Genomic DNA, 22,835 nt, shown 5'->3' with positions numbered 1-22,835 from the left:
AATTCCACCACCCTCTACCATACTCTAGTCAGTCAGTTTTGAATGCAGTTCCCAGGTTGAGCCCGGGGATTTCACATCCAACTTAACTAACCACCTACGCGCGCTTTACGCCCAGTAATTCCGATTAACGCTTGCACCCTCTGTATTACCGCGGCTGCTGGCACAGAGTTAGCCGGTGCTTATTCTGTCGGTAACGTCAAAATTGCAGAGTATTAATCTACAACCCTTCCTCCCAACTTAAAGTGCTTTACAATCCGAAGACCTTCTTCACACACGCGGCATGGCTGGATCAGGCTTTCGCCCATTGTCCAATATTCCCCACTGCTGCCTCCCGTAGGAGTCTGGACCGTGTCTCAGTTCCAGTGTGACTGATCATCCTCTCAGACCAGTTACGGATCGTCGCCTTGGTGAGCCATTACCCCACCAACTAGCTAATCCGACCTAGGCTCATCTGATAGCGCAAGGCCCGAAGGTCCCCTGCTTTCTCCCGTAGGACGTATGCGGTATTAGCGTCCGTTTCCGAACGTTATCCCCCACTACCAGGCAGATTCCTAGGCATTACTCACCCGTCCGCCGCTCTCAAGAGAAGCAAGCTTCTCTCTACCGCTCGACTTGCATGTGTTAGGCCTGCCGCCAGCGTTCAATCTGAGCCATGATCAAACTCTTCAGTTCAAACATCTTTGGGTTTTTAAGAAACCCTAAACTTGGCTCAGCAATCGTTGGTTACATCTTTGATTTCTCGCGGAGTAACTTGTGATGCTGATAATCTTGTTGACTATCAGTCTGACTCCACAAGCACCCACACGAATTGCTTGATTCAGTTGTTAAAGAGCGGTTGGTTAAGATCTTTCGTCTCAACCGAGGCGCGCATTCTACAGCAGCCTCATTTGCTGTCAAGTGGTTATTTTCAGAAGTTTTCGAGGATTTTCTCAACAACTTCAACCACTTGCGCTTCCGATCTCTCGTCAGCGGGAGGCGAATTCTACAGCGTTACACGCTGCTGTCAACACCTCTTTTTCAACTTCCTTTTGGCTTCGATGAACTGAAGCAACTTGCTGCCGAAAACTGCATAACTCATTGTTTGCCAAGGAGTTTTCCGTTTCGACTGCGCCGGAAGTGGGGCGAATTATAGACCTCTAGAATTCGCCGTCAACCTTTGATTTTGCTTTTCTATCAATTAGTTACGATCGATTAAAAAACAACCAGCCTCTTTTATATAACCCCTCTATATAGACACCTCATATAACCCCAGCTTCCCTTAACGCCGCCACGTGAGCCGCCCCCAGCCCCAGCACCTGACTGAGTACCTGAGCCGTATGCTCGCCCAGGAGAGGCGGCGCGCTGCGATACTCCACCGGCGTCTTGGACAGCCGCATGGGGCTTCCCACCTGCGGCACCTTGCCCGCAAGCGGGTGCGGTAACTCTATTGCCAACCCGCGCGCCTGCACTTGAGGATCGGCAAACACCTGCGCCAGATCATTGATCGGCCCACAGGGGACACCCACCTGCTCCAGTAGGGACACCCACTCGGCCGTGGTCTTGAATACGGTCGCCTGGCGAATCAATGGAATGAGCACCGCCCGATTGGCCACTCGCAGCTTATTCGTCGCAAACCGCGGATCGTCAGCCCACTGCGGCTGCCCGGCGACCTGGGCGAACTTGCGAAACTGTCCGTCATTGCCCACGGTCAGGATGAAATCGCCGTCAGCTGTGGGAAAGTCCTGATACGGAACGATATTCGGATGCGCGTTACCCAGCCGCTTGGGCGACACACCCGTCGTCAGGTAGTTCATCGCCTGATTAGCCAAGCAAGCCACCTGGACATCCAGCAAAGCCATATCAATATGCTGGCCACCACCATCATGATCGCGGTGCGCCATAGCCGCCAGAATCGCCACCGTAGAGTACAACCCGGTCAAAATGTCGGTCAGCGCCACGCCCACCTTGACCGGACCTTCCCCTTCATCACCTTCGGGGCGCCCCGTCAGGCTCATCAAGCCACCCAACCCCTGGATCATGAAGTCATAACCAGCTCGTGCCGCATAAGGCCCCGTCTGGCCAAACCCGGTGATAGAGCAGTAAATCAGCTCAGGATTGAGTTCCTTGAGCGACTCATAGTCCAGGCCATACGCCGCCAAGCCGCCCACCTTAAAGTTCTCGATCAAGATATCCGACTTTGCCGCCAGGTCCCGGACCAGCTTTTGCCCCTCCGGTCGGGTGAAGTCGATAGTCACCGACTCCTTATTGCGATTGGCCGATAGGTAGTAGGACGCTTCACTGGTGTTCTCACCATAAGCATCCTTAAGGAAGGGCGGCCCCCAGGCGCGGGTATCGTCACCACTACCAGGCCTCTCGACCTTGATCACCTCAGCGCCGAGATCGGCAAGAATCTGCCCAGCCCAAGGCCCCGCCAGCACCCGTGACAAATCCAGCACCCGCAGATGCGATAGCGCGCCCATGGTCAAACTCCTATTAATAGAACGCCTGGATACCAGTCTGGGCGCGCCCGAGGATGAGCGCATGGACGTCATGCGTGCCTTCGTAGGTATTCACCACTTCCAGGTTGACCAGATGCCGGGCAATCCCGAACTCATCGGAGATGCCATTGCCACCAAGCATGTCGCGAGCCATACGGGCGATATCCAGGGATTTGCCGCAGGAGTTACGCTTCATGATCGAGGTGATCTCCACCGCAGCGGTCCCTTCATCTTTCATTCGCCCCAGACGCAGGCAGCCTTGCAAGGCGAGGGTGATCTCGGTCTGCATATCCGCGAGCTTTTTCTGGATCAACTGCGTGGCAGCCAGTGGACGCCCGAACTGCTGGCGATCAAGGGTGTATTGGCGCGCCGTGTGCCAGCAGAACTCCGCAGCCCCCAAGGCGCCCCAGGAGATGCCGTAGCGTGCCGAGTTCAGGCAGGTAAACGGACCTTTCAAGCCGCGCACATCGGGGAAGATGTTTTCTTCAGGAACGAAAACGTTGTCCATGACGATTTCACCGGTGATCGAAGCGCGCAAACCGACCTTGCCGTGAATCGCCGGTGCACTCAGGCCTTTCCAACCCTTCTCCAGGACAAAACCACGGATGTCGCCGGCGTCATCCTTGCCCCAGACCACAAACACATCGGCAATCGGGCTATTGGTGATCCACATCTTGCTGCCGGTCAGGCTGTAGCCGCCATCCACCTTGCGCGCCCGGGTAATCATCGCGCCCGGATCCGAACCGTGGTTTGGCTCGGTCAAACCGAAGCAACCAATCCATTCACCCGAGGCCAGCTTGGGCAAGTACTTCTGTTTTTGCGCTTCAGTGCCGAACTCATTGATAGGCACCATCACCAGGGAGGACTGCACACTCATCATCGAGCGATAGCCAGAGTCGACTCGCTCCACTTCACGGGCAATCAAGCCGTAGCTGACATAGTTCAAGCCACTGCCGCCGTACTGTTCGGGAATCATCGCACCCAGCAGGCCGGTCTCACCCATTTCACGGAAAATCGCAGGATCGGTTTTTTCATGACGGAAGGCTTCAAGCACACGCGGCGCCAACTTGTCCTGGGCGAATTGCTCGGCACTGTCGCGCACCATGCGCTCTTCTTCGGTGAGCTGCTGATCCAGCAACAGTGGATCGATCCAGTTGAAGCTTGCCTTACCGCCCATGAGTGAGTCCTCGCGAAGTAAATCAAAAGTCGTGCATGGAGCCTAGGCCGGGTAAGCGAGGAGGGCAAACGAGGTTTTTGCATAGGCTTGTGCTAATTTCTCACTCCGTAGCGATTGAGAAGGGCAAAACCGCCTTTTATTAGTGAGGGTACGGTACATGCGCAGGAAGATCCCCAGCACCACAGCCCTGGTCAGTTTTGAAGCGGCGGCCCGCCACGAGAGCTTTACCAAGGCTGCGCAGGAGCTTTCCATTACCCAGGGCGCGATCTGCCGACAGATCGCCAGCCTTGAGGAGTTTTTGAGTGTCGAACTATTTCGGCGCTCGCGACGCGGGGTAAAACTCACGGAAGCCGGGCTTTCGTATAGCCGGCGGGTGGCGACACAACTCGACGCCGTGGAACGCGACACCCTGTCAGTGATGGGCCAGCAAGGCACCAATGTGATCGAACTGGCAGTGGTGCCCACGTTCGGCACCCAATGGCTGATCCCACGCCTCAAGGACTTCCAGCAGCAGCACCCGGAAGTCACGGTAAACCTGACCAACCGGACCCGCCCGTTCCTGTTCGCTGACACGGAGTTCGATGCCGCCGTATATTTCGGCGATGCCGACTGGTCCGGCACCGAATCCCACAGGTTGATGGGCGAAAACCCGCTGCCCGTCTGTAGCCCACGACTGCTGGGGCAGCGCTCGCACTTCAGCGCAGAGGAAATTGCCGAACTGCCGCTACTCCAGCAAACCACACGGCCCTACGCCTGGCGCCAGTGGTTTAACGCACAACAATTGAACATCCCCCGCGACATGACAGGCCCACGTTACGAGCTATTCTCCATGCTGTCCCAGGCCGCCATGCACGACATGGGAATTGCCTTGATCCCGGCGTTTCTTATTCAGCGGGAACTGAGCGAGAAACAGTTGGTGATTGCCAACCAACAGGCCCTGACCAGCAGTAAGGCCTATTACCTGATGATTCCAGAGAGAAAGGTCGAATCCGCTTCACTGCACGCCTTTCGAGACTGGCTGGTTGATCAGGCACAGCGCTACAGCCGCCAGTTCTAGGCACCTTTCGACTTTACTGACTCTGTAGTCAAGAAATTAAGAACCCTACAGATATAAATATATGTCGCCTTTAGACAGACTGTACTGATCCACTGAAAAATGGCCTGAAAGCCAGTAGCTATAAGCTCTCCAGCGGTTATTCACAGCCCATGACCGACCATTCATGTCGGCAATTGCGAAAATCGTCTTTTCCCGCCATAAGCCTTTAAACACCTGTATTCCAAGAGATTATTCCCGCGTATTGCGACAATCAGTCACAGGGTGACTTGTAGTTAATTTTTCGTCACCCGTCATAATCCCTTGAAGGCCGTAAAGTTCGCCTGCAAAATGCCGCGCCCTGCTGTCATTTCAGCGGGGTCGTGCTGATCGGCCGCCCCAGTTGCGCCACTCGCGGTGCACTGGCCTTTTTACAAAAATCAAAAGCAAAAAGATCATGCAGGAGATTTGACGTGCACATTGGTGTTCCTCTCGAAACCCAGACCGGTGAAACGCGGGTTGCTGCAACCCCGGAAACCATCAAGAAGCTGATCGGCCAGGGCCATAAGGTCACTGTACAAAGCGGTGCAGGTATCACAGCCAGCGTCGTCGACAGTGCCTATGAAACGGCAGGCGCAACCATTGGCAGTGCCAGCGACGCGTTTGGCGCCGAGCTGATTCTCAAGGTGGTCGCTCCCAGCGACAGCGAGCTGACGCTGATTAAAAGCGGCACCGTGTTGGTGGGCATGCTCAATCCGTTCAGCAACGAAACCATCACCCGACTGGCCGAACATGGCATCACTGCCTTCGCCCTGGAGGCCGCACCGCGCACCTCCCGTGCGCAGAGCCTGGATGTGCTGTCCTCCCAGGCCAACATTGCCGGCTACAAGGCGGTACTGCTGGCGGCCCATCACTACCCGCGCTTCATGCCCATGCTGATGACCGCCGCTGGCACGGTGAAAGCCGCCCGCGTGCTGATCCTCGGCGCCGGCGTTGCCGGCCTGCAGGCGATCGCTACGGCGAAACGTCTGGGTGCAGTTATCGAAGCATCCGACGTACGCCCGGCCGTGAAGGAGCAGATTGAGTCCCTCGGCGCCAAGTTCGTCGACGTGCCCTACGAGACCGACGAAGAGCGCGAATGCGCCGTCGGCGTCGGCGGTTACGCACGCCCTATGCCCACCAGTTGGATGCAGCGCCAAGCCCTGGCCGTGCATGAGCGCGCCAAGCAAGCCGATATTGTCATCACCACCGCCCTGATCCCGGGTCGCAAGGCCCCGACGTTGCTGAGCGCCGAAACCGTCGCCCAGATGAAGCCAGGCTCGGTAGTAATCGACCTGGCCGCGGCCCAGGGTGGCAACTGCCCACTGACCGTCGCCGACCAGGTGGTGGTGGAAAATGGCGTGACCATCTGTGGCCCGACCAACCTTGCCGGTGCCGTCGCTGCCGATGCCTCGGCCCTGTATGCGCGCAACCTGCTGGACTTCCTGAAGCTGGTCTTCACCAAGGAAGGGCAGTTTGAAATCAACCTCGAAGACGACATCGTCGCCGCGTGCCTGATGTGCCGCGACGGCCAAGTCATCCGCAAAAACGCCTAAGCAGGGATTCAGACGATGGAAGAGCTTATCTCCCCCGGTATCTACAACCTGATCATCTTCGTGCTGGCGATTTATGTCGGTTACCACGTGGTCTGGAACGTCACCCCCGCGCTGCATACGCCACTGATGGCAGTGACCAACGCGATCTCGGCGATTGTGATCGTCGGCGCCATGCTCGCGGCTGCACTCACCGTCACACCGCTGGGCAAGACCATGGGCACCCTGGCTGTGGCCCTGGCTGCCGTTAACGTGTTCGGCGGTTTCCTGGTTACCCGTAGGATGCTTGAGATGTTCAAGAAGAAAGCGCCCAAGGCTAAAGAAGAGGTGCAGAAGTAATGAGCATGAACCTCGTGACGACGCTCTACCTGATCGCGTCGATCTGCTTTATCCAGGCCCTTAAAGGCCTGTCGCACCCAACCACATCCCGACGCGGCAACCTGTTCGGCATGCTCGGCATGGCCCTGGCAGTGCTCACCACCGTTGGCCTGATCTATAAGCTCGGTGCAGAGCTTGCCACTGCCGGCATTGGCTATGTGATTGTCGGCCTGCTGATCGGCGGCACTGCCGGCTCGATCATGGCCAAGCGCGTAGAAATGACCAAGATGCCGGAACTGGTCGCCTTCATGCACAGCATGATCGGTCTGGCCGCGGTGTTCATTGCCATTGCCGCAGTGGTCGAGCCGCAATCGCTGGGCATCGTCAAGCAACTGGGCGACGCGATTCCTGCGGGCAACCGCCTGGAACTGTTCCTCGGCGCAGCCATCGGTGCCATTACCTTCTCCGGCTCGGTGATTGCCTTCGGCAAGCTGTCGGGCAAGTACAAGTTCCGTCTGTTCCAGGGCGCACCGGTACAGTTCAGTGGCCAGCACAAATTGAACCTGGTGTTGGGCCTGGCGACCCTGGGCCTTGGCCTGGTGTTTATGTTCACCGGCAACCTCAGCGCCTTCGCCCTGATGCTGGCCCTGGCCTTCGTGCTGGGCGTGCTGATCATCATCCCGATTGGCGGCGCAGACATGCCAGTGGTCGTCTCGATGCTCAACAGCTATTCCGGCTGGGCTGCAGCGGGGATCGGCTTCTCGCTGAACAACTCGATGCTGATCATCGCCGGCTCCCTGGTGGGCTCAAGCGGCGCGATCCTCTCGTACATCATGTGCAAGGCGATGAACCGTTCCTTCTTCAACGTACTGCTCGGCGGTTTCGGCAACGCGCCGGATGCGGCAGGGCCAGCGGGCTCGAAAGAAGCGCGCCCGGTGAAGTCCGGTTCGGCCGACGACGCCACCTTCCTGCTGACCAACGCCGACACCGTGATCATCGTGCCGGGCTATGGCTTGGCGGTAGCGCGGGCGCAACACGCCCTTAAAGAGCTGACCGAGAAGCTGACCCATCGCGGCGTCACCGTGAAGTACGCGATCCACCCGGTTGCCGGCCGCATGCCTGGTCACATGAACGTGCTGCTGGCCGAGGCAGAAGTGCCTTACGACCAAGTGTTCGAGATGGAAGACATCAACTCCGAGTTCGGCCAGGCCGACGTGGTGCTGGTGCTCGGCGCCAACGACGTGGTCAACCCGGCCGCCAAGAACGATCCGAAATCACCGATCGCCGGTATGCCGATTCTCGAAGCCTTCAAGGCCAAGACGATCATCGTCAACAAGCGCTCGATGGCCAGCGGTTACGCCGGCCTGGATAACGAATTGTTCTACCTGGACAAGACCATGATGGTCTTCGGCGATGCCAAGAAGGTCATCGAAGACATGGTCAAGGCCGTCGAATAAACACTGCTCCAGCGCAATACCCAAAACCCCGGCCTCCCGTAGGCTGGGGTTTTTTATTAACGGGAAAAACCCGACCAAAGGCTCTAAATCGCCACCTGGCATTCGACCATGGTAGCGGGACGAAAACCTTTGAAATCACTAGACTGCCCACCTTGCCTCCGTTGCCCGAGATAACAATCCATGTACCGTGATCGTATCCGCTTGCCTTCGCTGTTGAACAAGGTCATGAGCGCCGCCGATGCTGCCGCCCTGATCGAGGACGGCATGACCGTCGGCATGAGCGGCTTTACCCGCGCCGGTGAAGCCAAGGCTGTGCCCCACGCCCTGGCCGAACGCGCCAAGACCTCGCCCCTGAAAATCACCCTGATGACCGGCGCCAGCCTGGGCAACGACCTGGACAAACAACTGACCGAAGCAGGCGTGCTGTCGCGCCGCATGCCATTCCAGGTCGATAGCACCCTGCGCAAGGCCATCAATGCCGGCGAAGTCATGTTTATCGACCAGCATCTGTCGGAAACCGTCGAACAGTTGCGCAACAACCAGCTCAAGCTGCCGGACATCGCGGTGATTGAAGCCGTGGCCATCACCGAGCAAGGCCATATCGTGCCGACCACCTCTGTGGGCAACTCGGCCAGCTTCGCGATTTTTGCCAAGCAGGTGATCATCGAGATCAATCTGGCGCACAACCCGAACCTGGAAGGTCTGCACGACATCTATATCCCGACCTACCGCCCAACCCGCACGCCGATCCCGCTGGTCAAGGTAGATGATCGTATCGGCAGCACTGCGATCCCGATCCCGCCAGAGAAGATCGTCGCCATCGTCATCACCAACCAGGCTGATTCCGCCTCCACGGTGACGCCGCCTGACAGCGACACCCAGTCGATCGCCAATCACCTGATCAACTTCCTCAAGCAGGAAGTGGACGCCGGGCGCATGACCAACAAGCTCGGCCCGCTGCAGGCCGGTATTGGCAATATCGCCAACGCGGTGATGTGCGGCCTGATCGAGTCGCCCTTCGAAGACCTGACCATGTACTCCGAAGTGCTGCAGGATTCGACCTTCGACCTGATCGACGCCGGCAAGCTGAGCTTTGCCTCCGGCAGTTCGATCACCTTATCGCAGCGGCGCAATGCCGACGTGTTCGGCAACCTGGAGCGCTACAAGGACAAACTGGTGCTGCGCCCGCAGGAAATCTCCAATCACCCGGAAGTGGTGCGCCGCCTGGGCATCATTGGTATCAACACCGCGCTGGAATTCGACATCTACGGCAACGTCAACTCCACCCACGTCTGCGGTACGCGGATGATGAACGGCATCGGCGGCTCAGGGGACTTCGCCCGCAACGCGCACCTGGCGATCTTTGTCACCAAGTCCATTGCCAAAGGCGGGGCGATTTCCAGCGTGGTGCCGATGGTCAGCCATGTGGACCATACCGAGCATGACGTCGACATCCTTGTGACCGAGATCGGCCTGGCCGACCTGCGCGGCCTGGCGCCACGGGAACGGGCGCGGGTGATCATCGATAATTGCGTACACCCTGACTACCGTGACGCCCTCAACAACTACTACACCGCCGCCTGCGCCATCGGTGGGCACACTCCGCATATTCTGCGCGAAGCCCTGAGCTGGCACATCAACCTGGAAGAAACCGGGCATATGCTCAAAGGTTGATCAACACAGACCCGGGCGGATGCAAACACCGTTGCATTCGCCCGGATCTGCTTGTGGCTCTTATGAAAAAAACTGTACTGCTGTACCGGTCGCTTCCTACCGTAAAACCCTACAAATCCCTTCGACAACACCTAAAACGCACCAAATAAGTGCCGACAGGTACAGTTGCCCCATTTCCGTACAGTACAGCCCCTATAAACAGTTAACTGGCCCCTCACAATACAGGTGAACTGTATCTAGAGAGTCTTGCGCCGGAGGAGGATCATTGGCATCAGTTAAACCACTACCTAATCCCGCCACAAGCGGAAGGATGTCATCATGGAACGTACACTCAGTTCCGAACTGTTCTTCGAAGATAAAGCTGTCAACACCCAGGCTTCCCTGCCTCTGCGCGTTATCGCCAACCTGATGTTGTGGCAGCGCCGCATCTCCAGCCGCCATCAACTGGCTCGTCTGGACTCGCGTCTGCTGGCCGATGCCGGGATCAGCGAAGCTCAACGCTACGAAGAGCTGAGCAAGCCGTTCTGGCGCTGATTTAGCGCCCGCTGGCCCTGACCTACCGGGTCCACCGCCAGCACCCCGAATTGTTGTAGCAGAACCCGCCCCGGGTAACCGGAGGCGGGTTTTGTTGTTTCTGGGAGGACGAAAAAGTAGCGTGACCGTCTTCTTCATCACGCAAACCAGTACAGTTTAAATAGCATTAAAAGTAACCAGTACAATTAAGTGGCGATTGATTTTTACCGGTTGATTGAGTCTTTCCGGGCACCGACTTCCCACTGCGTACTACCCGAACAGATAGGCGCCAGCTACTATCGCGTCATCAGCTCGTCTCATTCACAGGAGTCACCCATGTCCCGTCTTCGTTTGCTAAGCGCTGCAGCCCTGCTTGCCGTTGCTGCCAATGCCAGCGCCACCAGCCTGATCGTGACCACCGACTCGATTGTGGGCGCGCTCAAAGCCACTTCCGACGCCAGCTCCGATGCCACATCCTCCCTGCGCGACAATAAAGTCGTGCGCGCTGCACGTGACGATGCCGCCAGCTTCGTCGCCAGCGAAGGCGCCATCCGTGGCGTGAAGCTGGAAAGCGCCTTGGCACAGATCCGCCAACAGGCGCCACAACTCAATGCCGCCACTGACGTTCAGTTGGCCCAGGCGATCCTCGCCATCTGACCTTGACTCACTGTAGAAGCGAGCTTGCTCGCGAAGATCGCGAACGATAACGCGGGGCTCACGGCTAAAACACTGCGCTCTCAGGTTGTTCGCGAGCAAGCTCGCTCCTACAGTAGCCTGCCTGTTCGCTGGCTCTCGCCCGGGCATTGCGCTAGCCTTGGCGCTCGTTTTCAGTTGTCGAGTCCCATGGCTTTTTCATACCGTTTATTGATTGCTCCTACAGTGCTTGCCATCTGCGGCGCCGCTCCGGCCCAGGCCTTTGATCTGTCCACCCAAGGCGTCGTCGCCAGCGCCTATGCCACCAGTAAAGTGACCTCGGCGCCGTTCGATCGTAAATTGATACTCGCAGCCCAGGATGACGCTGCTGTGTTTATTGCCACTGACGGCCAATGGCGGGGCGCCCGGCTGGAGAGCGCGCTGGATTACCTGCGTCGCACCGAGCCAAAACTTAAGTCCAGTGACCTTGAACTGGCCCAGGCAATTCTCGTCCAATAATCATCTTTACCTTTTGGAGTCATTCCATGCGTCGCCCGTTGATCGCAGCTGCTCTCGGCCTGTTCCTGCTGGCAGATATCGCCCAGGCACAAACCCTCGTGGCCACCAGTAACATCATTGTTCGTGCTTTCGGCCGCACCATTGATTTCACCTCGGACACCACCACCTCCATCCGTGACTCCAAAGTCGTGCGCGCCGCCCACGATGACGCGGCCAGCTTTGTCGCCAGCAATGGCGATATCCGCGGCGCGCAACTGGAAGCCGCCTTCGACACCCTGCGAACCCGCGTGCCAGAAGCCCGCGACGCCAGCGACCAGGTCCTCGCCGAAGCCATCCTCGCATTGTGAGGCGCGTCACCGCCTGGCTATTGGCGGCGACGGTACTGCTGGCTGCCAGCGCCGCCCAGGCCAGCCTGCAACTGCGGCTCAAGACCGACGGCTTGAGCCCGGCCCAACAGCAGGCCAGCCAGGCATTGCTGGATGAAGCGATGCAGGCACTGCCGCCACGCTTCGTCGAGCAACTGGACCGGCGCATCGACGTCGGCTGGACCGATGACATGCCCGCCAACGCCTATGGCCAAGCGTCGCTGGTCTCTGAACTGGACCTCAACCGCAAACTGCTGGCCAGTCTGACTGACGGCACCGCCGCCACCCAACAGACCCAGCGCCCCCACGGCACCGTGCGCCGAGAACTGCTCGCGACCGTTCTGCATGAACTGACCCATATCTATGATCGCGCGCGCCTGTGGCCCAAGGACCAGCGCTCGTTGATCCAGCGCTGCAGCCGCCAGAACAACATCACCGGCCTGGTTGGCCTGCCCGATCAATGCCGTGGCCAGAATGACCGGCGCTTCACCCTCAGCGACGATCCACGCTTGCTTGACCTGGCCGGCTGGCCGCAATACGTCGGCCGCCGTGGCGAGCGCGAGCAGCACAATCGGCAAGTGGCCCGCAGCCCGGACCTGTACGAAATCACCAACCCCAAGGAATTCGTCGCGGTCAACATGGAGTACTTCCTCCTTGACCCGAGCTACGCCTGCCGCCGTCCCGCGCTGTACCGTTACTACCAGCAACACTTCGGCTGGGCCCCGCCAGGCAAAGACGCTTGCGCCAACACCTTCGCCTTTCTCAATGCCGGTAACGATTTTGCCAAGACGCCCCTGGGCCAGGTCGACCCCGAGCGCGTATACGCCATCGACTACCTGCTGGCCGAAGCCAACCAGAACCTGGTGAGCCGCTGGGGCCACAGCATGCTGCGCCTGGTGATCTGTGCCCCAGGCCGCCCCCGCGGCCCTGATTGCCGCCTGGACCTGGACCAGCACCTGGTGTTGTCCTATCGCGCGTTCGTCGGCGACGTGCAGCTTTCAAGTTGGGACGGCCTGGTAGGCAAATACCCATCACGCCTGTTCGTACTGCCCCTGGCCCAGGTGATTGACGAATACACCAAGACCGAACTGCGCGGCCTGGCTTCAGTCCCCCTGATCCTCACGCGCCAAGAGATCAACGACACCGTCGAACACGCCGCCGAGATGCATTGGAGCTACGACGGCAATTACTATTTCCTCTCCAACAACTGCGCCGTCGAAGGCCTGAAACTGCTGCGCAGCGGCAGCGCCAACCCGCGGCTGACAGCCCTGGACAACATCACCCCCAACGGTTTGCTGGAAGTGCTCAAGGCCCGCGGGCTGGCCGACACCAGCGTGCTGGACGACCGCCGCGAAGCCTTGCGCCTGGGCTATCACTTCGACTCCTTCCGCGAGCGCTACCAGGCGATGTTCGAGGTGTTGAAGAAACATCTGCCGATCCCGCAGACCCAGGTCGAAGACTGGCTGACCTTGAGCGCCGAGCAACGCCGGGCGTGGTTCGACAAGGCCGACCTGCGTACCAGCGCCGCCTTGCTGCTCCTGGAACAGGCCAGCTTTCGCAAGCAACTGATGCTCGCCCAGGACGAGGTCAAGCAACGTTACCTCGGTGCCCGCGAACTGAAGAACGGCGGCATGGCCAAGGCCGATGCCACGTTGCAGCAGATCCTCGCCAACAGCGGCTTCCTCAGCCGTCCGGCGGAACTGCTCGGCAGCAGCGGTTATGGATTGCCCCAACCCAAGGAATGGCAGCGCCTGGAATCAGAAAGCGCCTTGCGCCAGAAGCAGCTGCAATCGTTGACCGGCGATCTGGATAAAGAGGTGAGGGCGCTGCTGGAGCCTTCGCGGGCTGCGGAAATTGCCGCCTGCGAGGCCAATCTCAAACAGGTCGGCGAACACCTGCGCGCCTTGCACAAGGCGGCCGGTGGGCTGCAATTGCCTTAAAACTGTAGGAGCGAGCTTGCTCGCGAAAAACCCGAGAGTGCCGCGCTTACCCCGCAAACGCGCCTTATCGCTCACGACCTTCGCGAGCAAGCTCGCTCCTACAGTGAACCTCATCCACCTGAGACCTGTTTTTGCAGCGAAAGCTGGCTGAAAGCTTTCGCGATTAGGATCGCCCTCACTACCGGCAATAGACCGGTTGGCTAACCTGAGCGTCTTTATGCCCAGGGGCCCAATTAACAACAACAATGGTGATGCTGATGTCCGCTCGTACCCGCCTGTTTTTCCCGACTCCTCCCGTACGCCTCGCGCTTTTCGTTCTGCGCTGACCCCAATCCGGTTCGCCATTCCCTAGCCGCGCTACGCCTGGAGTATTCCTATGCTGACTTTCCTTGGCTTTGCCATGGTCATCACGTTCATGTTCCTGATCATGACCAAGCGCCTGTCGGCGCTGATCGCCCTGATCATCGTGCCTATCCTGTTCGCGCTGTTCGGTGGCTTTGCGCCGAAGATCGGCCCGATGATGCTCGAAGGCATCACCAAGCTGGCGCCTACCGGCGTGATGCTGATGTTTGCCATCCTCTACTTTGCCTTGATGATCGATTCCGGCCTGTTTGACCCGACCGTGCGCAAGATCCTCAAGCTGGTCAAGGGCGACCCGCTGAAAGTGGCGGTCGGTACTGCCGTGCTGGCGCTGGTGGTGTCACTGGACGGTGACGGCGCCACCACCTACATGATCTGCGTGGCCGCCATGCTGCCGCTGTACAAGCGCATCGGCATGAGCCCGCGAATCATGGCCGGCCTGATCATCCTCGCCGGTGGCGTGATGAACATGACCCCCTGGGGCGGCCCGACCGCCCGCGCCGCCAGCGCCCTGCACGTGGACCCATCGGACATCTTCGTACCGATGATTCCCGCCATGGCCGCCGGCGTAGTGGCCATCCTGGTGATTGCCTATATGTACGGCCTGCGCGAGCGCGCCCGTCTTGGCGTACTGCACCTGCAAGGCGATGAAATCGACCATAGCGAAATCAGCGTCTCGCAGTTCCCGGATGCCCGCCGTCCGAAACTGATCTGGTTCAACGGTGCACTGACCCTGGCCCTGATGTGCACCCTGATCGCCGGCCTGTTGCCGCTGCCGGTGTTGTTCATGGTGGCCTTCAGTATCGCGATGATAGTCAACTACCCGTGCCTGCAGCAGCAGAAAGACCGCGTTGCCGCCCACTCGGGCAGCGTGCTGGCGGTGGTCGGCCTGATCTTCGCCGCCGGCATCTTCACCGGCATTCTGTCGGGCACCGGCATGGTCGACGCCATGTCCAAGAGCCTGCTGGCAGTCATCCCTGAAGCCCTTGGCCCGTACCTGGCGGTAATCACCGCGCTGGTGAGCATGCCGTTCACCTTCTTCATGTCCAACGATGCGTTCTACTACGGCGTGCTGCCGGTACTGGCCGAAGCCGCCAGCCACTACGGCATCACCGCCGCAGAAATGGGCCGTGCCTCGATTGTTGGCCAGCCGGTTCACCTGCTCAGCCCGCTGGTGCCGTCGACTTACCTGCTGGTAGCCCTGGCCGGTATCGAATTTGGCGATCACCAGCGCTTCACCCTGAAGTGGGCAGTGCTGGTGTGCCTGTGCATAATGGTCGCCGCATTGCTGCTGGGCACATTCCCACTGTTCAGCACTCTATAATCGTAACAACCCACTGCGCCGGCCCTCCTGCCGGCGCGGTCTAACACTCGCGCAAAGGAACACATATGGAATGGCTGACCAATCCGGAGATCTGGATTGCCTTCTTCACCTTGACGGCTCTCGAGATCGTCCTGGGTATCGATAACATCATCATGATTTCGATCCTGGTCAGCCGCATGCCCAAGCATATGCAGGCACGCACCCGGATCTTCGGCCTGGCCCTGGCCATGGTCACCCGGATCCTGTTGCTGCTGTCGATCACCTGGGTCATGCAACTGACCGCCGACCTGTTCGTGGTATTCGACCAGGGTATTTCCGGTCGCGACCTGATCCTGTTCTTCGGTGGCCTGTTCCTGCTATGGAAAAGCTCCCAGGAGATGTACCACGCCCTGGAAGGTGAAGACGAAACCCACGACGAGCCGACAGGCAAGGGTGGCAAGTTCATCTACACCATCATCCAGATCGCGATCATCGATATCGTGTTCTCCCTGGACTCGGTGATTACCGCCGTGGGCATGGTTTCCCACGTACCGGTCATGGTCGCCGCGATCGTCGTTGCGGTACTGGTGATGATGCTGGCTGCCGGCACCATCAGCGAATTCATCGACAAGCACCCGTCGCTGAAAATGCTCGCGCTGTCGTTCCTGCTGGTGGTGGGTACGGTGCTCATCGCCGAATCCTTCGGCGTGCATGTGCCAAAAGGCTACGTGTACTTCGCCATGGCATTCTCCCTGGCGGTAGAAGCGGTCAACATCAAGATGCGTACCTCCATCGCGAAGAAGAAAAAACAGCAGGATCCAGTGAAACTGCGCAAGGACATTCCGGGCCAATAACCCGCGGGCAATACCTGTAGGAGCGAGCTTGCTCGCGAAAAACGTCAACGGTAACGCGTGCTGCCTGATTTCACGCGCTGTCCTTGAGGTCTTCGCGAGCAAGCTCGCTCCTACAGTCGTTTCAGGCGCCCGCAAAAAGCTGATTTCATGACAGTTTTGTTTCAAAGCCGACTTTAGCTATGCGATGCTGGCGCACAGGCCGTTCGCCAACTACAGCTTAAGTACACAACACAAAACGGCACGCGGCACTTTTTGCTCCACTTGGAGCACGACTCAATACAGGGGGCCGAGCATGCTGACCCTGCTCAATCTACTTTCCGCCGTGACCCTGCTGATCTGGGGCACGCACATTGTCCGTACCGGCATCCTGCGGGTCTACGGCTCCAACCTGCGCCAGGTCATCGGGCAGAACATGGCCAGGCGCTGGCTGGCGTTCATTGCCGGGATCCTGGTCACCGCCATGGTGCAAAGCAGCAACGCCACGGCGATGCTGGTGACCTCGTTTGTCGGCCAGGGCCTGATGGGCCTGACGCCCGCCCTGGCGACCATGCTCGGCGCCGATGTCGGTACCGCACTGATGGCGCGGGTGCTGACCCTGGATCTGTCGTGGCTGTCGCCGCTGCTGATCTTTCTCGGGGTGATCTTCTTCCTGTCGCGCAAACAAACGCGCGCCGGGCAGATGGGCCGGGTCGGTATCGGCCTGGGCCTGATCATTCTCGCCCTGCAACTGATAGTCGAAGCCGCCGGGCCGATTACCCATGCCCAGGGCGTCAAAGTGCTGTTCGCCTCGCTGACCGGTGACATCCTGCTCGATGCCCTGGTCGGCGCGCTGTTTGCGATGATTTCCTACTCCAGCCTGGCCGCCGTACTGCTGACCGCGACCCTAGCCGGTGCCGGGGTGATTGGCCTGCATGTGGCCATCGGCCTGGTGATCGGGGCCAATATCGGCAGCGGCGTCCTGGCATTCCTCAGTACCAGCATGCAAAACGCCGCCGGCCGCCAAGTGGCCCTCGGCAGCCTGCTGTACAAGCTGATCGGCCTGCTGCTGATCATTCCCGTCCTTGACCCGCTGGTGCTGTGGATGGACACCCTGGACTACAGCGCCCAAGGCATGGTCATCACCTTTCACCTGCTCTACAACGTCACCCGCTGCCTGATCCTGCTGCCCACCATCGGCCCGATGGCGCGCCTGTGTGCCTGGCTGCTGCCGGAACGCCCGGAGGCCAACGGCCTGGCCAAGCCCCGTCATCTCGACCCGACGGCGCTGACCACCCCGAGCCTGGCCCTGGCCAACGCCGCGCGGGAAACCCTGCGCCTGGGGGACTTGATCGACAACATGCTGACCGCCATGCTGGAAGTGCTGCGCGGCAAACAAACCGCCATCAACCAGGAAATGCGCAGCCTCAGTGACGATGTTGAAGCGCTCTACAGCGCGATCAAGCTGTACCTGGCGCAAATGCCCCGTGAAGATCTCAGCGAACACGACAGCCGGCGCTGGGCCGAGATCATCGAGCTGTCGATCAACCTGAAGCTGGCCGGCGATTTGATCGAGCGTATGTTGCGTAAGGTTCAGCAGCAGAAAACCTCCCAGCGTCGCTCGTTTTCCGAAGTAGGGCTCGAAGAACTGGCTGGCCTGCATAGCCAGTTGATCGCCAACCTGCGCCTGGGCCTGTCGGTATTCCTCAGCGCCGACCCGGAAAGCGCCCGCCAATTGCTGCGCGAGAAGCGCCGCTTCCGCGCCCAGGAGCGGCGCCTGGCCCACGCCCATGTCAGCCGCCTGCAACGCAAGATCGTGCAAAGCATCGAGACCAGCTCCCTGCACCTGGAGCTGATTGCCGACATGAAACGCTTGAACTCGTTGTTTTGCAGCAGTGCTTATGTAGTGTTGGAAACCTCCGAGACCGGTGCGTTGGCGGTGGACAATATTGCCGACATCACCCATTCGCCCTGAACGACCACACGCCTGGGGAGTCAGTTAAAAATACCGCCGACCCAATGTAGGAGCGGGCTTGCCCGCGATTGCGGTGGGTCAGTTGATAAAAAAGTTGACTGACACTCCGCCATCGCGGGCAAGCCCGCTCCCACAAAAAGCCAGTTTCAGCCGTTATTACTCGCCAGGAACCCCGTTATGCGTCGCCTGTTATTCGCCTGCCTGCTCATAGGCTCGGCCCACGCCTTTGCCTTTGATCGCTTGCAGGTCGAAGGCTATATGTTGCCCAACGGCCTGCAATTGCTGCTCAAGCCGGGCACCGAGCGCGGGCACGTGGCGATCCGCCTGGTGGTCGGCGTAGGCCTGGATGACTTCAGTTGCGAAGACAAAGAACTGCCGCACCTGCTGGAACACCTGCTGTTCAGCGGCATCGATGGCGGCGGCGAAGGCGAGCTGGAAGAACAGATGCAGGCTCTGGGCGGGGAGTGGAACGCCTACACCAGCAATGCCGACACCACGTTCGTCATCGAGGCCCCGGCGCGCAACCAGCGCAAGGTGCTGGACCTGCTGAAGGCGATCCTGACCCGGACCGAACTGAGCGATGCAGCAATCAACGCCGCCAAGCAGGTGGTTGAGCGCGAAGATGGCGGTCACTATTCACACCTGCAACGCCTGCTGGATCGCCAGGACCTGGGCCATAACGCCAGCAACCAACTGGCGGTGGAACTGGGCCTCAAATGCGCCGAGCGCGCCGAAGTCGAGCACCTGACCCACGCCCAGCTGGAGAGCGTGCGCCAGGCCTGGTACGCCCCCAACAACATGACCCTGATCATCGTCGGCGACCTCGACAAACTGCTGCCGGCCTATCTGGAGCGCACCTATGGCCAACTCGAGCCGGTAGATCCCAGCGAACACCGAGCCTTGCCACAAACCCTTGGCGCCGCAGCGATCCATCGTGACCTGATCCGTGGCTGGGTCGGCGATGGCGCCAAGCTGCACTGGTTGTTCCCCGAGCCCATGCTGGACGAGCAGCACGATGCCACCTACGACCTGCTCAAGGACTACCTCGATTGGGCGTTGTATCGTCAGTTGCGCCTGCAGCATGGCCTGTCCTACGGCCCACGGAGCGAGCGCGAAGTGCTGGGCGGCGTGGGCTTCATGAGCCTCAACGCCGACCTCGACCGCGATAACCTGCCCGCGGCCGAACACGTCCTCGAAAGCCTCAAGACCAGGCTGCTTGAGGAGGGCCTCGACCCGGCGACCTTCAGCCGCCTGCAACAAGCCGCCATCGACCGCCAGGCCTGGGCCGTGCAGGGCAATAGCGCGCTGGCCGACTACTACTGGGGCGCCTTGGCCGACTACGCCGACGGGCGCCTCAGCGACCCGGCCAAGCGCATCAAGGCGGTGAGCCTGGCACAAGCCAACCAGGCCATGCGCCAGTTGCTCAACCAAACCAGCTACTGGCGCATCGAAAAACCGCTGCTCAGTTACGACGCCCTGGGTTGGATCGCCGTAGGCGCGCTGGGGCTGATCACCATTGTGCTGATTGGGCTGCGCCGTTATCGCAAAGCAATTGTGCAATGACACGCCTATCAACGGGCTAAGACGTTATTCTGTCTGGGATTTTTTCCTACAAAGACTGCGAACTGCCGAATGCCAAACCTGACCCATCTCATCCAGCGCGTCCTCGAACTGATGAAGCGCTACCCAGGGGTGATCGCACTCGGCGGTTTTATCTCGGGGGTGGGCAGTTTTATCCTGGTGGACCGCCAACAAGGCATGGCCAGTTGGATCGCGATCATCATGCTGGTGAGCTGGCTGTGGCTGATGCTGGAAAACAGCTTCACCCAGTTGTTCAGCAAGGTTTTCAAGCGGGAGATCCCCGAACCGCTGCTGCGCTACGCCACACAGATGATCCACCAGGAAAGCCTGTTTTTTGTCCTGCCGTTCTTTTTCGTCACCACCACCTGGAACAGCAGCCAGGCAGTCTTCACCGGCTTGCTGGGCGCCGCCGCACTGGTTTCGATCACCGACCCGCTGTACTACAAATGGCTGGCACCCAAGCGCTCGCTGTTTCTGGCACTGCACACCCTGACCCTATTTGCCGCCTTACTCACCGCGCTGCCGATCATCCTGCACCTGACCACCGCCGAGAGTTACAAGCTCGCGCTGGGGGTGGCGATGGCCTTGTCGATCCCCAGCCTGGCCGTGAGCCTGCCGCTGCGCAGCGTCAAGGGTTGGCTGATGCTGCTGGGCGTGACGGCGGCGATTGGCTGCGCGGGTTGGTTCCTGCGCAGCTGGGTGCCGCCGGCCACCCTGTGGATGACCGAAGTGGCAATCAGCACCCAATTGCAGGACCGCACCCCCGGCGATGACCTCAAAGAAGTCAGCGCCAACCAACTGCGCAGCAGCGGCCTGTACGCCTACACCGCAATCAACGCACCGCGCGGGCTGGACGAGCGCATCTACCATGTGTGGCAGTTCAACGGCAAAGAGGTCGACCGCATCGCCCTGGATATCCATGGCGGACGCAAGGAAGGCTACCGGGCCTGGACCCACAAGCAGAACTTCCCGGCGAATGCCGTGGGCCGCTGGCAAGTGCGGGTGCTGACCGAAGACGGCCAGGTGATCGGCGTGTTGCGCTTTAAAGTCACTGACGCCGCACAAACGGACACGCCAAAGTAGGACGGATCGTGCTATTACATAGCAATTGTGGAATAGCCAAACAAGCTCGGAGCTTATGACCAGTAGCACAGCGGCAGGCAATGCCCACCTGGACACGTCCACCCAACCGCCCCGATTGAAGGTCACCGGGGACTGGACGCTGGCCCACTACAGCGCCCTGAAAAAACTCTCGGCAAGCCTCGACGGCCAGTACGACGCCAGCGCCCACGTCGACCTCAACGGCCTGGGCGCACTGGACACTGCCGGCGCCTCGTTGCTGGTAGAGCTGCTGGGCCCGGAGCGCATTGAACATTCGGCCGAACAAACTGACTGCACTTTGCCCGCCGCCGACCGCGCACTGCTCAAGACCGTCTACCGCTCCCTGAATGATTTTTGTGTGCCGGTCAAAGAGCCGCAGCAAAACGCCGGCATCCAGCTTTTGGCACGCATCGGCCGCGCGGTGGATGTCGTCTGGCAGGACGCCATGACGCTGCTGGGCTTTATCGGCCTGATTCTCGAGACCTTCGCTCGCGGCGTATTCCGGCCCAAGCGCTGGCGCCTGACGCCGATGGTGGCGCATATCGAACAGACCGGGCTCGATGCCGCGCCCATCGTCGCCTTGCTGACCTTTCTGGTGGGCGCGGTGGTCGCGTTTCTCGGCGCCACGGTGCTGGAAAGTTTCGGCGCGAGCATTTTCACCGTGGATCTGGTGGCGTTTTCCTTCCTGCGGGAGTTCGGCGTCCTACTCACCGCGATCCTGATGGCCGGCCGTACCGCCAGTGCCTTCACCGCACAAATCGGCTCAATGAAGGCCAACGAAGAAATCGACGCCATCCGCACCATGGGCCTGGACCCCATGGAGTTGCTGGTGCTGCCGCGCGTCCTCGCGCTGCTGGTGGCGCTGCCGATGCTGACCTTTCTCGCCATGATTTCGGGGATTATCGGCGGCGGCGTGGTGTGCGCCGTGGCCCTGGATATCTCACCGGCGATGTTCCTCTCGCTGCTGCAATCGGACATTGGCGTCCAGCATCTGCTGGTGGGCCTGGTCAAAGCGCCGTTCTTCGCCTTCCTGATCGCGGCCATTGGCTGCCTGGAAGGCTTCAAGGTCAGCGGCAGCGCCGAATCGGTCGGCGCCCACACCACCTCCGCAGTGGTGCAATCGATTTTCGTGGTGATCGTGCTCGACGCGGTAGCCGCACTGTTCTTTATGGAGATGGGCTGGTGAGCCGTTTACAGCGAGCGCCCGGCGAGGCGGTGATCGAAGTCCGTGGCCTGTGCAACCGCTTTGGCCCGCAGAGCGTGCATGAAAACCTCGACCTGGATCTGTACAAGGGCGAGATTCTCGCCGTGGTTGGCGGCTCGGGCAGCGGCAAGTCGGTGCTGCTGCGCAGCATCATCGGCCTGCGTCAGCCCAGCGAAGGCCAAGTTCGGGTATTCGGGCAGAACCTGTCGAACCTGTCAGAACACGAACGCTCCCTGGTGGAACGGCGTTTCGGCGTGCTGTTCCAGAAAGGCGCGCTGTTTTCCTCACTGACGGTCACAGAAAACGTCGCCCTGCCACTGATCGAACACGCCGGCCTGAGCCGCGCCGATGCCGAGCATCTGGCGGCGGTAAAGCTTGCGCTGGCCGGGCTGCCGTTGTCGGCGGCCGACAAATACCCGTCTTCGCTGTCCGGCGGGATGATCAAACGTGCGGCCCTGGCCCGTGCCCTGGCCCTCGACCCGGATATTTTGTTTCTCGACGAACCGACCGCTGGCCTCGACCCTATCGGCGCGGCGGCATTCGACCAACTGATCCTGACCCTGCGTGATGCCTTGGGCCTGAGCGTGCTGCTGATCACCCACGACCTCGACACGCTCTACACCATCACCGATCGCGTGGCGGTGCTGGCGCAGAAAAAGGTGCTGGTGGCCGATGCCATCGATGTTGTCTCGCAAACCGATGACGCCTGGATTCACGAATACTTTCATGGCCCCCGGGGCCGCGCGGCATTGGATGCCGCTCAACAGCTCAACGAGGTATGAC

Annotated in this window: 19 protein-coding genes and 1 rRNA gene (1 of these 20 cut by a window edge); 17 read left to right on the top strand and 3 right to left on the bottom strand. The window is 59.9% G+C overall.

All coding sequences use genetic code 11. From position 1 onward, the window contains the following. From JTY93_RS00570 to JTY93_RS00560, 3 genes are all read right to left on the bottom strand, one after another. Positions 1 to 672, bottom strand: a 16S ribosomal RNA gene (locus JTY93_RS00570); it reaches 866 nt to the left of the window's first position. 566 nt (positions 673 to 1,238) lie between these two features. Beyond that, positions 1,239 to 2,459 (bottom strand): CaiB/BaiF CoA transferase family protein, encoded by a 1,221-nt coding sequence (locus tag JTY93_RS00565; RefSeq protein WP_205476086.1) that lies wholly within the window; start codon positions 2,457 to 2,459, stop codon positions 1,239 to 1,241. Between the two features lie 13 nt (positions 2,460 to 2,472). Further along, positions 2,473 to 3,654, bottom strand: coding sequence for an acyl-CoA dehydrogenase (locus JTY93_RS00560; protein ID WP_029290432.1), 1,182 nt, complete (start codon positions 3,652 to 3,654; stop codon positions 2,473 to 2,475). 157 nt (positions 3,655 to 3,811) lie between these two features. Here JTY93_RS00560 and JTY93_RS00555 point away from each other — a divergent pair, with 157 nt between their 5' ends. The 17 genes from JTY93_RS00555 to JTY93_RS00475 all read left to right on the top strand — a co-directional run bounded on the left by JTY93_RS00555 (position 3,812) and on the right by JTY93_RS00475 (position 22,834). After that, the gene (locus JTY93_RS00555) at positions 3,812 to 4,711 is read left to right on the top strand and encodes a LysR family transcriptional regulator (RefSeq protein WP_205476087.1); all 900 of its coding nucleotides are present in this window, start codon (positions 3,812 to 3,814) and stop codon (positions 4,709 to 4,711) included. A gap of 449 nt (positions 4,712 to 5,160) precedes the next feature. Beyond that, positions 5,161 to 6,282 (top strand): Re/Si-specific NAD(P)(+) transhydrogenase subunit alpha, encoded by a 1,122-nt coding sequence (locus JTY93_RS00550; RefSeq protein ID WP_205476088.1) that lies wholly within the window; start codon positions 5,161 to 5,163, stop codon positions 6,280 to 6,282. 15 nt (positions 6,283 to 6,297) lie between these two features. Then, the gene (locus JTY93_RS00545) at positions 6,298 to 6,618 is read left to right on the top strand and encodes an NAD(P) transhydrogenase subunit alpha part 2 (protein WP_003233786.1); all 321 of its coding nucleotides are present in this window, start codon (positions 6,298 to 6,300) and stop codon (positions 6,616 to 6,618) included. Next, positions 6,618 to 8,054: an NAD(P)(+) transhydrogenase (Re/Si-specific) subunit beta gene (locus JTY93_RS00540; RefSeq protein ID WP_205476089.1), complete on the top strand. Its 1,437-nt coding sequence runs from the start codon at positions 6,618 to 6,620 to the stop codon at positions 8,052 to 8,054. The genes JTY93_RS00545 and JTY93_RS00540 overlap by 1 nt, the downstream gene beginning before the upstream one ends. A 180-nt stretch (positions 8,055 to 8,234) precedes the next feature. After that, the gene (gene scpC / locus JTY93_RS00535) at positions 8,235 to 9,728 is read left to right on the top strand and encodes a succinyl-CoA:acetate CoA-transferase ScpC (RefSeq protein ID WP_205476090.1); all 1,494 of its coding nucleotides are present in this window, start codon (positions 8,235 to 8,237) and stop codon (positions 9,726 to 9,728) included. A 318-nt stretch (positions 9,729 to 10,046) separates the two neighbouring features. Then, the gene (locus JTY93_RS00530; protein WP_007911656.1) at positions 10,047 to 10,262 is read left to right on the top strand and encodes a DUF1127 domain-containing protein; all 216 of its coding nucleotides are present in this window, start codon (positions 10,047 to 10,049) and stop codon (positions 10,260 to 10,262) included. 315 nt (positions 10,263 to 10,577) lie between these two features. After that, complete coding sequence (locus JTY93_RS00525) at positions 10,578 to 10,898, top strand: DUF2388 domain-containing protein (protein WP_057442142.1); 321 nt, start codon at positions 10,578 to 10,580, stop codon at positions 10,896 to 10,898. 186 nt (positions 10,899 to 11,084) lie between these two features. Next, positions 11,085 to 11,393, top strand: coding sequence for a DUF2388 domain-containing protein (locus JTY93_RS00520; RefSeq protein WP_169991564.1), 309 nt, complete (start codon positions 11,085 to 11,087; stop codon positions 11,391 to 11,393). 26 nt (positions 11,394 to 11,419) lie between these two features. Then, positions 11,420 to 11,740 (top strand): DUF2388 domain-containing protein, encoded by a 321-nt coding sequence (locus JTY93_RS00515; RefSeq protein ID WP_029290409.1) that lies wholly within the window; start codon positions 11,420 to 11,422, stop codon positions 11,738 to 11,740. Continuing rightward, a complete protein-coding gene (locus tag JTY93_RS00510) occupies positions 11,737 to 13,698 on the top strand; it encodes a DUF7844 domain-containing protein (protein ID WP_205476092.1) in 1,962 nt (653 codons plus the stop codon). The genes JTY93_RS00515 and JTY93_RS00510 overlap by 4 nt, the downstream gene beginning before the upstream one ends. Before the next feature lie 376 nt (positions 13,699 to 14,074). Then, positions 14,075 to 15,382 carry a CitMHS family transporter gene (locus tag JTY93_RS00505; protein ID WP_205476093.1) on the top strand — a complete coding sequence of 436 codons (1,308 nt, stop codon included), beginning with the start codon at positions 14,075 to 14,077 and terminating at the stop codon, positions 15,380 to 15,382. A gap of 65 nt (positions 15,383 to 15,447) precedes the next feature. Next, positions 15,448 to 16,215 (top strand): TerC family protein, encoded by a 768-nt coding sequence (locus JTY93_RS00500; protein WP_205476094.1) that lies wholly within the window; start codon positions 15,448 to 15,450, stop codon positions 16,213 to 16,215. A gap of 292 nt (positions 16,216 to 16,507) precedes the next feature. Next, a complete protein-coding gene (locus JTY93_RS00495; protein ID WP_205476095.1) occupies positions 16,508 to 18,166 on the top strand; it encodes a Na/Pi cotransporter family protein in 1,659 nt (552 codons plus the stop codon). A 177-nt stretch (positions 18,167 to 18,343) separates the two neighbouring features. Further along, positions 18,344 to 19,729: a M16 family metallopeptidase gene (locus tag JTY93_RS00490; RefSeq protein ID WP_205476096.1), complete on the top strand. Its 1,386-nt coding sequence runs from the start codon at positions 18,344 to 18,346 to the stop codon at positions 19,727 to 19,729. 69 nt (positions 19,730 to 19,798) lie between these two features. Then, positions 19,799 to 20,830, top strand: coding sequence for a DUF5924 family protein (locus JTY93_RS00485; RefSeq protein ID WP_205476097.1), 1,032 nt, complete (start codon positions 19,799 to 19,801; stop codon positions 20,828 to 20,830). A 55-nt stretch (positions 20,831 to 20,885) separates the two neighbouring features. Continuing rightward, entirely contained in the window at positions 20,886 to 22,034 is a 1,149-nt protein-coding gene (locus tag JTY93_RS00480) for an ABC transporter permease (protein WP_205476098.1), read from the top strand. Then, a complete protein-coding gene (locus JTY93_RS00475; RefSeq protein WP_205476099.1) occupies positions 22,031 to 22,834 on the top strand; it encodes an ABC transporter ATP-binding protein in 804 nt (267 codons plus the stop codon). The genes JTY93_RS00480 and JTY93_RS00475 overlap by 4 nt, the downstream gene beginning before the upstream one ends. Position 22,835: the final 1 nt, after the last annotated feature.

Origin of the sequence: Pseudomonas hygromyciniae (genome assembly GCF_016925675.1) — a bacterium.
In the GTDB taxonomy this organism is placed as follows: Bacteria; Pseudomonadota; Gammaproteobacteria; order Pseudomonadales; family Pseudomonadaceae; genus Aquipseudomonas; species Aquipseudomonas hygromyciniae.
This window is presented reverse-complemented; position numbering and strand designations above follow the sequence as displayed.